Genomic DNA, 14021 nt, shown 5'->3' with positions numbered 1-14021 from the left:
GTTTCTCGTGTCACCAGATCTGCACCCCTCCCCAACGCACGACGTCGGGGACGGCGCCCTCGCCAAGGGAAAACTCGGCACCCTCGACATCGTCTTCTTCGTCGTCTCGGCAGCGGCTCCGCTCACCGTCGCGGTGAGCTCGGCTCCGCTCGCGTTCCTCGTCGGCGGGATCGGGGCGCCGGGCGCGATGCTGGCGAGCGGCGTGGTGCTGATCCTCTTCGCGATCGGCTTCACCGCGATGTCGCGATACGTGCGCAACACCGGCGCCTTCTACGCCTATGCCGCGGCGGGGCTCGGCAAACCGATCGGCGTCGGTGTCGCCTTCATCACGATCGTCTCGTACGCCTTCCTGTGCATCTGCTTCTACGCGCTGCTGGGCTTCTTCGCGCAACTCACCTTCGCGCACCTGTTGGGCCTCGACGTCCACTGGGGCGTGTGGTCGATCGCATCCGTGCTCGCGGTCGGCGCGCTCGGCTACCGCCGGATCGACGTCGGCGCCAAAGTGCTCGCCGTGCTCCTCACCGCCGAGATCGCCATTCTCCTCGTGATCTCGCTCGCCGCCATCGTGCAGAACGGGGCGAACATCGGAGCTGCGACCGCCGCTTCGTTCGACCCCCGGAACGTGCTCTTCGCCTCGGGCGCGAGTGCGCTCTTCGTCTTCGGCTTCGGAGCGTTTCTCGGGTTCGAAGGCACCGTGATCTACGCGGAGGAGGCGAAACAGCCGAGACGAACCGTACCGCGGGCGACGTACGTTGCGATCGCCTTCCTCGCCGTGTTCTACGCGTTCACCTTCTGGTCGCTCACCGTCGCATTCGGCGTCGACGGCATCATCGAACTCGCGCAGTCGGAGAACTTCGAGGAGATGATGTTCCTCGCCGGCGAGAGCGCGCTCGGCGCCTGGGCGGGCGTGACCGTCGAAGTGCTCATCGTGACGAGCTTCTTCGCCTGCACGCTCGCATTCCACAACGCCTGCTCGCGCTACCTCTTCTCCCTCGGCCGCGAACGACTCCTGCCCGCGATGTTCGCCCGCACGCATCCCCGTATGCGCTCGCCGTACGTCGCGAGCAGCGTGCTCACCGCGATCAGCCTCGCTGCGATCCTCGCGGCCGCACTGACAGGAGCCGACCCGTTCCTCGGCATCGGGCTCTGGACCTACGCGATCGGCGTGGCCGGCCTCGTCTTCTCGCAGGGAATCGCCGCGGTCTCCGTCGTCGGGTTCTTCTGGAAGGACCGTCGCGGGCACGGCGTTTGGGAAGTAGTCGTCGCGCCGATCCTCGGGGCCGTCGGCCTGCTCGCCGCCTTCCTCGTCATCGCCACGCACTTCGACCTCGTCTCCGGCGTCGAAGGCCCGATCAACGGGCTCATGCTCGCCTGCGTGCCCCTGGTGTTCATCTCGGGCGTCGTCGTCGCTATCGTGATGAGACGGCGTTCGCCGGAGAAGTACGCGGCGCTCACCCAGTCGGTCAGCGTAGTGCCCCCAGCAGAAACGGAGTCCGACTGATGGCAGCAGCGAAGACCGCGCAGCGACGCCGCGATCTGCTCGAGGCGACGTCGCGCATCATCAGCGAGCGCGGACTGTCGGGCGTCAGCGTGCGCGCGGTCGCCGAACGCGCGCAGGTGAGCGCCGGGAGCGTGCTCTACCACTTCGAGAGCTTCGACCAGCTCGTCGAAGCCGCCGTGCGCGGGGCGATCAGAGAGTTCATCGACACCCGCCGCTCCGTCGCCGAGGGGCACCGCGACCCGATCGATCGCCTGCGTGCGACCATCCACGCGGGCATTCCCGAGCGCATCAGCGACGACTTGCGCGTCGTCTACGAGGCCTCGGCGGTCGTCCGCGAGCAGCCGCGCTTTCGGCTGGACATCGCGCTGCTCCTCGAACGGCAGGTCGCGCTCTACACCTCGATCATCGATGTCGGTGTCGCGCTCGGCGCATTCTCACCGCGCATGGAGGTCCCGGCGATCGCAGCCAATCTCGTCGCACTCGAGGACGCATACGACCTGTACCTGCTCGATCCCGACAATTGGCAGCGCGAGACGTACCTCGGCAACACCCTGCAGTTCGCCGAGATCGCGCTCGGCTGCCGGCTCTCGGGCGAACCACCCACCGCCTCCACCGCTGCGCCTGCCGCTGCGCCCACCGCGGCCACCGACCCCGAGGAGACCGAATGACGACATCCGCCGAACCGCGCCGTGCGCGCGACCTGGGCGTGCCCCTCGATGGCGAGCCCGGGCGCTGGAACGCGATCACCGACGTGCCCGGTGTGACGGTCGGGTACACGACCCTCGTCGCCGACGACCCGGCGGTCACGCGCACAGGAGTCACCGCCATCCTGCCGCGCGGCGCCGATCTGGCCGCGGCGCCGTGCGCCGCAGGCGTCGCCGTGCTCAACGGGAACGGCGAACTCACGGGTCGCAGTTGGATCGAGGAGGCCGGCCAGCTGCAGACGCCGATCGCGATCACGAACTCCCATGCCGTCGGCGCGGTGCATCAGGGCGTCGATCAGTGGCTGGCTCAGCATCAGCCGGCCGTTGCCGCGCAGTGGATGCTCCCCGTCGTCGGCGAGACGTGGGACGGGTACCTGAACCCGATCAACGCCGGGAGCGTGCGGCCAGAGCACGCGCATGCCGCCCTCGATGCGGCGGCCTCCGGAGCGATCGCAGAGGGCAACGTCGGCGGGGGCACCGGGATGAACTGCTACGGATTCAAGGGCGGAACCGGCACGGCATCCCGGCTCGTGCCCGCGGGCGAGCGCACCTGGACGGTGGGGGTGCTGCTGCAGGCGAATTTCGGATCGCGACGCGAACTCCGCGTCGTGGGCCGGCCGCTGGGGCGCGATTCTGAGGCTCCGTGCCCGATGGAGACGAGCGGGTGGTTCGAGGGCGAGGTCGCGGCCGCCGGCGGCACCGCTCGCGGGTCGGCGGTGCCGGGAGCCGGGAGCGTGATCGTCGTCGTTGCGACCGACGCCCCGCTGCTGCCCGACCAGTGCCGCGCACTCGCGCGCCGCGTCCCCCTCGGCCTCGCGCGCACGGGCACCACGGGAAGCCACTTCTCCGGCGACATCTTCCTCGCATTCTCGACGGCGAACAGCGGCGGGCTGGGCTCCCGGATGGGCACTCCGGCCGGAACCGTTGAATCGATCGAGCACGTCAGCTGGGGCGCGATCGACGGGCTCTACACGGCGGTCGTCGAGGCGACGGAGGAAGCCGTGCTCAACGCGCTCGTCGCTGCTCGCGACATGGTCGGCCGCGACGGCCACGCCAGCTTCGCACTGCCGCACGACGAGGTGCGCGACGCGTTCGCGTCGGCGAGCTGATGCCGCAGTCCTGGCCGCGACCCGCGCAGATGCGCAGACTGAGCGCGCTCGCCGCCGGCTGCCTCGCGACCGTGCTGCTCGGCGGGTGCGCCGGCACGCAGAGCGATGCGCCAGGGGCCTCCCAGCCGAGCCGAGAGGTGATCGCGAGCGGGCTCGAGGCGCCGTGGGCGATCGCCTTCATCGCCTCGACGCCGATCGTGAGCGAACGCGACAGCGGTCGGATCCTCGCGCTCGACCCTGCCGGAGCGACGAGCGAGCTCGCAACGATCGCCGGGGTCGGCGCGGGCGGGGAGGGCGGTCTGCTCGGGCTCGCGGCGAACGAGCGCGCGCTCTACGCATACGTGACCGTGGGCGACGAGAACCGCATCCTGCGTTTCGCGCTGCTTGACGGCGATGACGGGCCTGCGCTCGACGATCCCGACGTCGTGCTCGACGGGATTCCGGCAGCAGGCACCCACAACGGGGGCCGACTCGCCTTCGGCCCCGACGGCATGCTCTACGCGACGACCGGCGACGCCGGTGTTCCCAGTGCTGCGCAGGATCCCGAGTCGCTCGCCGGGAAGATCCTTCGGATGGAGCCCGACGGCACGCTTCCCGCCGACAATCCCGTTGCGGGGTCGCCGGTCTGGAGCCTCGGGCACCGCAACCCCCAGGGCATCGCCTGGGCCCCGGACGGCACGATGCTGGCTTCGGAGTTCGGGCAGAACACCTGGGACGAGCTCAACGTGATCGAACCCGGAGGGAACTACGGGTGGCCAGAGGTCGAGGGTGCAGCGGAAGATCCCGAGTTCGTCGATCCCGTGCAGCAGTGGCAGCCCGCCGACGCGAGTCCGAGCGGCATCGCGGTGCACGACGGGAGCGTGTGGATCGCGAATCTGCGGGGCGAGTCCATCCGCGAGGTGCCCCTGAATGATCTGACGGCGTCGAAGCTGCACGATGCCGGCGCGCTCGGGCGGATGCGCGATGTGGTGGTCGCGCCGTCGGGCGAGCTCTGGGCCGTGACGAACAACACCGACGGTCGAGGCGCTCCGCGCGATGGGGACGATCGCATCGTCGTACTGCAGTGACCTACGCGGGATTTGGGGCGGCTGGGGCGACTGCGGCGTCTGCGGCGACGGCGGGATCTAGGGCGACTGCGGGGTCGCGCGGCACATCGCGCAGCAGGGCGCCGAGCAGGCGGATCCCGCCGCGGAGCGTCTCGGTGTCAGCGCTGAAATGCCCGAACCACGTGCCGATGATCGTGGTGTGCACCAGCGTGACGAGTGCCGCGAACCCGCCCGGGAGCTGCGCATCCGCGCCGTCGCGCCAGGGCTCCAGCAGCTGCACGGCCTGCGCCCGAATCTGTTCGTGATTCGCATCGGCCAGTCCCGTTCCGCCCCGGCGCACAGAATGCGCGAGGATCTCGAACATCGCGAGGTGGTCTTCGAGCGGCATCTCGATGGTCCGATCGAACAGCCACCCGATCTGCGCACCGAGATCGAATCCCGAGCCAGGGGTGCCGAGACCGGCATCCGTCGCGTGCTGCACGTGAGCGGCCACGGCGTCGAGGAGGGCCTCCTTGCTGGCGAACCAGTAGTGCACGCTCCCCAGCGGTGTTCCAGCCACTTCGGCGACTCGGCGAGTGGTGACCCCCGCGAGGCCGTGCTGAGCGATGACGCTGATGGTCGCCTCGATGAGCGTGCGGCGCGTGTCGTTGGTGCGCCTGTGCGATTCTCGGTTCACCGGGTCAGTGTACGTACTTTCTGACGCGTTTCGAGGAGCGCACGCAGGTGATCGCGCACGAATCGGGCCCACGAGGGGCGGGGTGCTCCTGAATCGACAATGGAAACGCCGCCCTGTTGCTGAATCCCGCTCAGTCCACGCCGACCCGCCTGGCCTCCGATACCGCTCGCGCGGCTCCCCTGACGTCGGGCGCACCGTGCCCGGGGAGGAGCAGTGCGGCCCGCGTGCGCGCCAGGTCGTCGAGCGAACGGAAACCGAGATCGGCGTCCGCGGTCGCAGCCCGTGCGACCGTCCGCGGGCCGCGCTTCCCCGTGTAGGGGTCGTACGTGACGAGCGCGTCGCCCGTGAACAGCACGTCGACGGGTGCGCCCCCCTGCGAGCTCGAGTACCGCAGTGCGCAGTGCCCGAACGTGTGGCCGGGGCTGAACACGGAAGTGAAGCGACCCAGTGCGCCCGAACTCCCCGAGAGATCACCATCCGCGTCGACCCCGCGCACGCCCAGGGCGCCGGCCCCCACCATGCGGGCGAGCCCCGGGAGGGACGCCGGATACCGCAGCGGATACTTCAGCCGGACCGACTCGTGCGCGTACCGGTAGGGACGCCGCAGCAGGGGCGCGTCGGCGTCGTGCACCAGGACGGGAACCCCATGCTCGCGCTGCAGGGTGCGGCAGAGCCCGACGTGATCGAAGTGCGCGTGCGTCAGCAGGACCGCCGTGAGATCGCCGGGGCGGTGCTCGAATCGGGTGACAGCCTTCCGCACGAGGCTCCAGCTGCCCGGCAGGCCGGCATCGACCAGCACCGGCCCATCTGCGGCGTCCACGAGGTAGCAGTTGACATTGGCCCGCGTGATCATCGCGATGTCGTCGGTGACGAGGCGTACGCCGTCGCGCGGCGGCACCATCCCGGCCTCACCCACGGCGTCGTCCTCGAGTGAGCAGGGAGACGACGACGGCGGCCCAGACGACCCACGGGCCTGCCACGATGATGGGGTCGAGCCAGGCGTGCCGAAGATCGACGCGACCCCGCCCGAGGCGCGAGCGGACCGGGCGGCGGCGGGACTCGCTGAGCACGCCGGTCTGCGTGACCGGATTGTCGGGTCGCGCAGAGGCGAAGGAGCGCAGGTGCGCTGCGACGGCATCGACGCGGTCCCCGAGCACGAGCAGGAGCCAGCGGGTGTTCTTCCCCTCTCCGAACCGGCGATACGCCAGCCGGCGGATGACGCCCGACGCGCCGTGCAACGGCTGCGCGGTGCCGAACACCGGGGGCAGCATCTCATGCTCGATCGACCGCTCGCGGTCGCCGCGCTCGCGCTGGCGGTCGGGGAAGTCCCAGTGCGCACCGGTGGGCTCCGGTGCGGCGGTCTCCATGGGCCAGGAGGGGCGGAGCGCGGTATCGAGATCGGCTCCCCAGCCGGGGATGCGAGCTCGCAGCGCCTCCGACGAGGGTGCGCGGTTCGGGTGATCGGCGCGATAGGGCATGGCTTACTCCGTTCCGGGGATGATCGCGGGCTTGATGCAGTCGTCGAGCTTCGAGGAGAACATGTGATAGCCCTCGCCGATGTGCTCGAGGGGGAGTCGGTGCGTGAGCAATTCGCCAGGGCGCACATCGCCGTTCCGGATGTGCTCGAGCAGGCGCGGCCACTGCCGTTTCACCGGCGCCTGGTTCGCTCGGATGGTCACTCCCTTGTTCATCGCGTCTCCGAAGCGGATGGCGGACGGGAGCGGACCGTACGCGCCGAGCACGGCGACGCGGCCGCCCTTGCGCACCGAGTCGATCGCCCAGTTGAGCGCAACGGGGGAGCCCCCCTGCAACTTGAGCTTCGCGGAGGTGATGTGCTGCAGTGCGCTGCCGTCCGCCTCGGCGCCGACCGCGTCGATGACGACGTCGGCCCCGAGCCCGTCGGTGAGTCGCTTCATCTCGACGACCAGGTCGCGATGCTCGCCGATTGCGACGGTTTCGGCGAAGGCGAACGTGCGTGCCTTCTCGAGCCGGTAGTCGAGGTGGTCGACCACGATGACGCGACCCGCCCCCATGAACCACGCGGAGCGAGCGGCCGCCAGCCCGACGGGGCCGGCTCCGAGCACGACGACGGTCTCGCGTTCTGCGATCTCGCCGAGCTGCGCGCCGAAGTAGCCGGTCGAGAACGCGTCGGTCAGCATCAGGGCGTCGTCCTCGTCCAGCCAGTCGGGCATGATCATGGGTCCCACATCGGCGAACGGGACGCGCACGAGTTCGGCCTGGCCGCCGTCGTAGCCGCCGGCGGAGTGCGAGTACCCGTAGATGCCGCCGATCGCGGTCGCATTCGGGTTCACGTTGTGGCAGTTCGACAGCAGACCGCGGGAGCAGAAGTAGCAGGAGCCGCACGAGATGTTGAACGGCACCATGACGCGATCGCCGCGCGAGAGGTGACGCACCGATGACCCCACCTCCTCGACGACCCCGACGATCTCGTGGCCGAAGGTGTGACCGATCCGCGTATCTGGGATCAGTCCGTGGTACAGGTGCAGGTCGGACCCGCAGATCGCGGCCCGGGTCACGCGGACGATGGCATCGTTGGGGTGCTCGATTCTCGGTTCGGGCTTGTTCTCGACCCGCACCTTGTACGGCCCCCGATAGGTCATTGCTCTCACGTCATGCCTCCGCTCTCGTGTCGTTCCTGCACCTTCCACCTTGAAAGGTCGCCGCGTAAAGGGTGAGTGCCTTGCCAGTGCGAGTCGCGTGTAGTAGATCGTCGAAGTCGCGGCAGAGCTGATGCGCGGAACCCGGCACGCGCCGGCGTGCCGCGGCGCGGTGGTTTTCGACACGCATACCGATGGGCCGTATTCGTGGTCGCGGCGGCTATCTTGGAACCGATTCGGCTGTTCGAGCCGAGGCAGGGATACCGAGGGGGCGCCGTTGGCACCACACATCGAGGGAGCTGGCACGAAGCAGCAGCGCGGCATCGAGACGCGTATGGCGCTGCTCGAAGCATCAGGGCGGGTCTTCTCGAGGCTCTCCTACGATCAGGCCAAGCTCAAAGACATCTCCGATGAGGCCGGAGCGAGTCAGGGGTCCATCTACTTTCACTTCGGCAACAAGTACGACATCGCGGAGGCCGTGCTCGCGGTGCAGCAGGAACGCATGCGCGCCGCACTCGATGAGGAGCTCGCGGTCGGCCGCAACGGCTTCGACACGGTCATCGTCATGCTCCGGCGTCTCGCGGATCTCATGGCAACGGACCGACTCGTGCAGGCGGGCCTGCAGCTCGTCGACTCCCTGCCGGAGGCGCTCCGCGATCACGGTCACAACTCGTACGTCACCTGGCAGGGCAATGGCACGATGCTGATCGAACAGGGCATTCGCGACGGATCGATCACCTCGACCGAGTCGCCGCGATTGCTCGCCGAGATCATCAACGAGCTGTACGTCGGAGCGCAGATGATGGCGGGCATGGCGGATCGCTGGGGGTCCCTGCCCGACCGCGTCGACCGCTTCCTGCCCTTCGTGAAGCTGCTCCTCCGGCCGGAGCCCGAGCGCTGAGCCCGCGGCGTCAGCCGGAGAGGCAGGCCCCGGTCGATACCGGCGCCGTCGCCGTCTCGAGCGTCGCGAGCACGGGGAGCAGTTCGGCGAGGGTCATCGCGTAGCCCACACTCGCCCGCTCCGTGTCTCTCGCGAAGACGACTCCCGCGACGCCGCCCTCCGCGGTCAGGAGGGGGCCTCCCGAATTGCCGGGCCGCACATCGGCCGAGAGCACGTGGATCGAGCGCGGCGTCGACGACGTGCCGTAGATGTCCGCGATCGGAGCGTCGCGCGTCGCGAGCACTCCGGCGCCGACCGTCGTGAACGGGCCGCCGTACGGGTAGCCCTGCACCGCACCTCCGCTTCCCGGCACGAGCGAATCGTCGAGGGGAAGCGGGCTGGCGTCGACGTCCGCAGCGATCACTGCGAGATCGTCGATCGGATCGAAGTACAGGACCCGGCCGTCGCGCGCCGGTTCGCCCGGCAGCTCCACGAGCGGGGTCTCGATGCCGGCGACGACGTGGGCGTTCGTGACAATGCGATCCTCGGCGACGACGAAGCCGGTGCCCGTCGGCATCGTGCCGCACCCGTATGCGAGACCCGAGATGCGTGCGACCGAGGCGGCCGAGGCGGCGAGTGCTGGGTCGTCGGTGTCGACGGTCGCCGCGGGGGTTTCCGTGCTGAGGTCTGAGTCGAGCAGTGCATCGACCGTCGGGATCACGGTGTCGCCGAGCACCGCCGCGTGCAAGCGGGCGGCAGCGTCGGTGAGCGGTTTCGGCGTCCACTGCTGCAGCGTGCGCAGCACCGTCGAGGATGCGACCGCTGATGAGACGCCCGGCACGCCCGATGCTGTGATGGCGGCGCCGATGAGGGCCACTGCGGTGACCGAGGCGACGAGGCCGAGCGCCCCGCCGAGCAGGCGTTCGATCGCGCGCAGCTTGAGCCGGTCTGCACCGCGGCGCAGGAAGGAGCCGATCACGGAGCCGAGCCAGGCGCCGAGGGCGAGCAGCAGAATCGCCGAACCGATCACCGCGGTGCTGCGCCAGCCGTTCTCGGGCAGTTCGCGGGCGATGATCGGCAGCAACCAGGGCGAGACCGCCGCGCCCGCGACGAGACCGGCGAGCGCACCGACCACGGAGAAGAATCCCGAGCGCACACCGGCGAGCGTGGAGACGATGAGCACGACCACGATGATGATGTCGACGATCGGCAGCACCCGGCCTCGTTCCTCTTCACGCTCGGGCCGCCTGCCCGTTGCTTCTCAGGAACTGTACTGACACGGCCTGGGAGCGCTCCGCAGAATCGCTGAGCACTCCCCGCGGGCTCTCGGTGAGAGATCGCGCTTCGGTGAGACGCCATCAGGGTTTCCAGCCTCACCGAAGCCGGTCCGCTGACCGAGTCCTGTCTGTTCACCGACGGAAGCCGTGACACCGCCCGACTCGGGGGTCATGGAGAGCAGGATCACCGGGGCCGACAGCACGATCGCGCCGATGAGCCGGTGGCGCAGCGAGGTGCGTGCAGTCGGCTGGGTCTACCCGCGGGCCGCAGCACGTACCTGGCGCGGCTCAGGCGAGTTGCGCGGTGTACCCGGCTTCGTCGACGGCCGCGAGTACGGCAGCGGTGTCGACCGGGTCTCCTGCGGTCGTGACGCTGAGCTGACCGGAGGCCGCGCTCACCGAGATGCCGGTGACTCCAGCGATCTCGCCGACTTCCGATCGCACTGCGCGCTCGCAGTGATCGCAGGTCATTCCGGTGACGGTGAATGCAGTCGTAGCCATGCGTATGCTCCTTCGAGGTGAGGGACGGAGTGCTCCTTCGCGTCGACAGTATACCCTGTGGGGGTATGCTGCAAGGGCGTCAGGAGTCCATCCGGAGCGCGCGGCGGCCCGCCGAGAGCCGGACGCGGCTCAGCGACCAGACCAGCGCGCCGCTCGCGAGCAGCGCGATCAGCAGCCCCAGGATCGTGCCGACGAGCGCTCCCCCGCCGCGCTCCGGGAGGAGAAACCCGTACGGCACCCACCCGTCGGTCGCGCCGCGCACCAGTACGACCCCGATCCACGCGAGCGGATACGGCAGCACCAGCCATAACCGGCGCCACGGGAGCGGCGGGCGATCGCCGACGCCGATCCAGTCGAGCAGGAGGAGCGCCGGGAACACGATGTGCAGCACGGCGCTGACCCACGGAGGCGCCGCACCGGTGCCGGGTACGAGTGCGTTGTAGATCACGCCGACGACGAGCATGCACGCGACGGCGACCCCGCGCGCCGTCGCGGCCCAGCGCGGTGCTGGGCGCTTCCGCGCTCCGCTGCTTCCGAGTGCGATGAGCAGGATGGCGGAGAGCAGGCTCGTGAGGTTCGTGAAGTAGCCGAAGAAATCGAATGGGTTCATGCCACCGACGCCCTGCAGGTACGTGGTGCAGAGAATGACGATGACGATCGCGCCGACGGCGATGCGCGCCCAGGCGACGGTCACGGGTGCCCGGCTCATCGCCTCGGCCATTCCCAGCGCGGCACGTCGAGCAGACCCTGGCCCGCGACTTCCGTGCCGTCCCCGTCGGAGACGAGTTCGATGGCGGAACCCGCGTCTTCGAGCGCCCGGCGCAATACGCTCGAGTGGGTGACGACGACGACCTGCGTGCGGTTCGCCGCGGTCGCGATCAGCGAGGCGAGCGCCGGGATCAGGCTTTCGTGGAGTGATGCCTCCGGCTCGTTGACGACGATCAGCGGCGGCGGATCGGCCGGCAGCAGCGCCGCGCAGAGCAGCAGGTATCGCAGGGTGCCGTCGGAGAGCTCCGCCGTCGAGAGCGGCCGGAGGAGGCCCGGCTGACTGAGCATGAGGCGGAACACGCCGCTGACGACGTCGATCGAGACGCGCGACCCCGGAAACGCGTCGGAGACGGCATCGGTCAGATCGTGATCCTGCGCCGCCTCGATCGCGGTCGCCCAGACCGCGGCCAGATCGGCGCCGTCATCGCTGAGCCACCGCGTGCGCGTGCCGACCTGCGGCGCGCGGGCCGGGGCGTCGCGGTCGGTGCGGAAGTGATCGTAGAAGCGCCATTGCGCCATGCGATGCCGCAGGCGGAGCGTGTCGGGCAGTGCGGTCGCGTCCTCGAGATCGAGCAGCACGCTCTGCCCGGGGCCGAGGGTCTGCTGCAGCACGCGCCATCCGTCGTCTCGCACGCGCACCGCCGCACGCGTGCGATCGACGATGACGGATGCCGGCCGGGCGAACGGCCCGACGAAGACCTGCTCCCGCTTCACCTCCGGGTCCTGCGTGAAGAAGCTGCGGCCCCGGTCGAGCTGCGGCAGGCCGAGATCGGTGAGGTAGCCGAACTCATCCGACCCGAAACCCAGCCTGAGGGAGACCGGGCGCCCCGGGGAGGCGCCCTTGATCGGACCCGATGCGCGACGCGACACCTCTGGACCCGCCCAGAGCACGCTCGCGAGCCCGCCTTCCCGGGCGATCGACCCCACGATGCGACCCTCGCCGGCTGCCGCGAGCAGACGCAGCGCCCGATACAGATTGGACTTGCCGGTGCCGTTCGCTCCCGAGACGATCGTGAGCCGGTCGAGTGGCACGATCAGGTCGACGAGCGATCGGTACCCCGAGACCGCGAATGTGGTGAGCATGGCTGCATTCTTGCAGCGGCCCCCGACAATCGCCGCTACGCCGCCGCGATGAGGGCGAGCGCCGTATCGATGGCCGCGGTCGCACTGCTCCGGTCGATGCGAGCGAGCGCAAGTGCCGCCACCACCTGGCCGGTGCAGGCGTCGGCGAGGCGATCCGCCGCACCCGGGTCGAGGCGGGGGAGCCGGGCGGTGATGCCGCGCTTGAGGGCTGCGCGCAGTTCGTCGCGGTACGCCGAGACCGATGCGGCGACCGCCGCGTCTTCGCCGATCGGAGCGCCGGCCGTGTTGATGAGCATGCACCCGCTGCGCGCGGCGAGCGACGCGGGATCCGCGAAGGCGTCGCGCAGTCCCGCCAGGTAGCCGATGACGGCATCGGGTGAGACCGGCGCTGCCGTCAACGGCTTCAGGCGGGGGCGGATGACGTCGTCGAGGTACTGCTCCACGGCAGCGTCGAAGAGTCCGCGCTTCGAGCCGAAACTGTTGTAGATGCTCGAGCGCCGCAGCCCGGTGGCCCGTTCGAGGTCGGCGATCCCGGCGCCCTCGTAGCCGGTCGTCCAGAAGACGTCCATCGCGGCGCGCACGACTGCGTCGCGGTCGAAGGAAGCTGTACGTGCCATGAGTGCGCCTTTCAGGACTGATCGTTCCAGTATATATTGGAACGACTGTTCCATATAGCCCGGTTCGTTCCGAGCCGGCATCCGAGGGCGCAGGATCGCCCGCACACTCTGGAGGTTCCACGTGACCGCACCCGTCAGCACACAGATTCAGCTCGTCTCCCGCCCGAGCGGTTGGCCAACGCACGACGACTTCCGCACCGTGCAGGTCGAACTCGGCGAACTGCAGCCGGGCGAGGTGCGCGTGCGCAACGCGTTCGTGTCGGTCGATCCCTACATGCGCGGCCGCATGAACGACGCACGCAGCTACGTCGCGCCGTACGCGCTCGGCGAGCAGATCCAGGGCGGCGCCATCGGCCGAGTCGTGGCCTCCGCCTCTGACGAGGTGCCAGAGGGCGCGGTCGTGCTTCACCAGCATGGGTGGTCGGACCTGGTGCAGGCAGACGCAGCGACGTTCCGCGTCGTCCCGGAGATCGATGGGGTGCCGCTCTCATTGCGCCTCCACATCATGGGGATGACGGGCCTCACGGCGTACGTTGGTCTCACCGCCATCGCCGGCCTGCGCGAAGGCGAGACCGTCTTCATCTCGGGCGCCGCGGGAGCGGTCGGCACAGCGGCGGGCCAGATCGCGAAGCTCCTCGGAGCGGCGCGGGTGATCGGCTCGGCGGGATCCGCTGAGAAGGTGGCGCTGCTCACCGAGAAGTACGGATACGACGCGGCCTTCAACTACAAGGACGGCGACGTGCGCGGCCAACTCGCCGCCGCAGCTCCCGACGGCATCGACGTCTTCTTCGACAACGTGGGGGGCGACCACCTCGAGGCGGCGCTCGATGCGTTCAACGACGACGGCCGCGCGGCGCTCTGCGGCGCGATCGCCGAGTACAACACCTCGGAGACCACCCCGGGGCCCGACAACATGGCGAATCTCATCACGCGCGCCCTGAAGCTCGAGGGCTTCACCGTCGGCAAGCATCTGCAGCACGCGCCCGAGTTCCAGCAGCGGATGGGCGAATGGTTCGCCGCCGGGGAGATCGCGTACGACGAGACGATCGTCGACGGCATCGACCACACCGTCGACGCGTTCCTCGACATGATGCGCGGCGCGAACGTGGGCAAGATGCTCGTGCGCGTGTAAGGCGGCGAGATCCGCCGCGGGCATCTCTCCGAGCGAGCGATCAGCTCGAAAGCGCAGTTGATGCTCGCCGCTCAGTGCGAACGGTGCCGGATCGCGCTCTCGCGTCCGT

Annotated in this window: 15 protein-coding genes; 6 read left to right on the top strand and 9 right to left on the bottom strand. The window is 69.6% G+C overall.

From position 1 onward, the window contains the following. Positions 1 to 7: 7 nt before the first annotated feature. From JSQ98_RS10525 to JSQ98_RS10510, 4 genes are read left to right on the top strand one after another with little or no spacing between them, the layout of a single operon-like run. The gene (locus tag JSQ98_RS10525) at positions 8 to 1501 is read left to right on the top strand and encodes an APC family permease (protein ID WP_211649628.1); all 1494 of its coding nucleotides are present in this window, start codon (positions 8 to 10) and stop codon (positions 1499 to 1501) included. After that, a complete protein-coding gene (locus JSQ98_RS10520) occupies positions 1501 to 2169 on the top strand; it encodes a TetR/AcrR family transcriptional regulator (RefSeq protein WP_211649627.1) in 669 nt (222 codons plus the stop codon). Before JSQ98_RS10525 ends, JSQ98_RS10520 begins: the two co-directional genes overlap by 1 nt. After that, positions 2166 to 3314: a DmpA family aminopeptidase gene (locus JSQ98_RS10515; RefSeq protein ID WP_211649625.1), complete on the top strand. Its 1149-nt coding sequence runs from the start codon at positions 2166 to 2168 to the stop codon at positions 3312 to 3314. Before JSQ98_RS10520 ends, JSQ98_RS10515 begins: the two co-directional genes overlap by 4 nt. Continuing rightward, positions 3314 to 4381 (top strand): PQQ-dependent sugar dehydrogenase, encoded by a 1068-nt coding sequence (locus JSQ98_RS10510; protein WP_211649623.1) that lies wholly within the window; start codon positions 3314 to 3316, stop codon positions 4379 to 4381. Before JSQ98_RS10515 ends, JSQ98_RS10510 begins: the two co-directional genes overlap by 1 nt. Before the next feature lies 1 nt (position 4382). On the opposite strand, the gene JSQ98_RS10505 is transcribed toward JSQ98_RS10510, so the two are convergent. The 4 genes from JSQ98_RS10505 to JSQ98_RS10490 all read right to left on the bottom strand — a co-directional run bounded on the left by JSQ98_RS10505 (position 4383) and on the right by JSQ98_RS10490 (position 7666). Then, positions 4383 to 5036, bottom strand: coding sequence for a TetR/AcrR family transcriptional regulator (locus JSQ98_RS10505; RefSeq protein ID WP_211649622.1), 654 nt, complete (start codon positions 5034 to 5036; stop codon positions 4383 to 4385). A 130-nt stretch (positions 5037 to 5166) separates the two neighbouring features. Continuing rightward, positions 5167 to 5952 (bottom strand): MBL fold metallo-hydrolase, encoded by a 786-nt coding sequence (locus JSQ98_RS10500; protein ID WP_346728774.1) that lies wholly within the window; start codon positions 5950 to 5952, stop codon positions 5167 to 5169. Then, complete coding sequence (locus JSQ98_RS10495) at positions 5945 to 6514, bottom strand: hypothetical protein (protein WP_211649621.1); 570 nt, start codon at positions 6512 to 6514, stop codon at positions 5945 to 5947. Before JSQ98_RS10495 ends, JSQ98_RS10500 begins: the two co-directional genes overlap by 8 nt. 3 nt (positions 6515 to 6517) lie before the next feature. Further along, on the bottom strand, positions 6518 to 7666 hold the full coding sequence (locus JSQ98_RS10490; protein ID WP_211649620.1) for a zinc-dependent alcohol dehydrogenase: 1149 nt from the start codon (positions 7664 to 7666) through the stop codon (positions 6518 to 6520). A 265-nt stretch (positions 7667 to 7931) separates the two neighbouring features. Here JSQ98_RS10490 and JSQ98_RS10485 point away from each other — a divergent pair, with 265 nt between their 5' ends. Next, entirely contained in the window at positions 7932 to 8555 is a 624-nt protein-coding gene (locus JSQ98_RS10485; protein ID WP_211649619.1) for a TetR/AcrR family transcriptional regulator, read from the top strand. Between the two features lie 10 nt (positions 8556 to 8565). On the opposite strand, the gene JSQ98_RS10480 is transcribed toward JSQ98_RS10485, so the two are convergent. The 5 genes from JSQ98_RS10480 to JSQ98_RS10460 all read right to left on the bottom strand — a co-directional run bounded on the left by JSQ98_RS10480 (position 8566) and on the right by JSQ98_RS10460 (position 12780). After that, a complete protein-coding gene (locus JSQ98_RS10480; RefSeq protein ID WP_346728773.1) occupies positions 8566 to 9750 on the bottom strand; it encodes a MarP family serine protease in 1185 nt (394 codons plus the stop codon). A 349-nt stretch (positions 9751 to 10099) separates the two neighbouring features. Then, positions 10100 to 10312, bottom strand: coding sequence for a heavy-metal-associated domain-containing protein (locus JSQ98_RS10475; protein ID WP_090145687.1), 213 nt, complete (start codon positions 10310 to 10312; stop codon positions 10100 to 10102). A 79-nt stretch (positions 10313 to 10391) separates the two neighbouring features. Next, positions 10392 to 11021, bottom strand: a complete 630-nt coding sequence (locus JSQ98_RS10470) for a Pr6Pr family membrane protein (protein ID WP_249290810.1) — start codon at positions 11019 to 11021, stop codon at positions 10392 to 10394. Further along, on the bottom strand, positions 11018 to 12163 hold the full coding sequence (locus JSQ98_RS10465; RefSeq protein ID WP_211649615.1) for an AAA family ATPase: 1146 nt from the start codon (positions 12161 to 12163) through the stop codon (positions 11018 to 11020). Before JSQ98_RS10465 ends, JSQ98_RS10470 begins: the two co-directional genes overlap by 4 nt. A gap of 35 nt (positions 12164 to 12198) precedes the next feature. Continuing rightward, positions 12199 to 12780, bottom strand: coding sequence for a TetR/AcrR family transcriptional regulator (locus JSQ98_RS10460; RefSeq protein WP_211649613.1), 582 nt, complete (start codon positions 12778 to 12780; stop codon positions 12199 to 12201). 121 nt (positions 12781 to 12901) lie between these two features. Between JSQ98_RS10460 and JSQ98_RS10455 the strand changes: the two genes are divergently transcribed. Then, positions 12902 to 13912 carry an NADP-dependent oxidoreductase gene (locus JSQ98_RS10455; protein ID WP_211649611.1) on the top strand — a complete coding sequence of 337 codons (1011 nt, stop codon included), beginning with the start codon at positions 12902 to 12904 and terminating at the stop codon, positions 13910 to 13912. Positions 13913 to 14021 lie beyond the last annotated feature (109 nt).

Source organism: Leucobacter manosquensis (assembly GCF_018304845.1).
GTDB lineage: Bacteria > Actinomycetota > Actinomycetes > Actinomycetales > Microbacteriaceae > Leucobacter > Leucobacter alluvii.
This window is presented reverse-complemented; position numbering and strand designations above follow the sequence as displayed.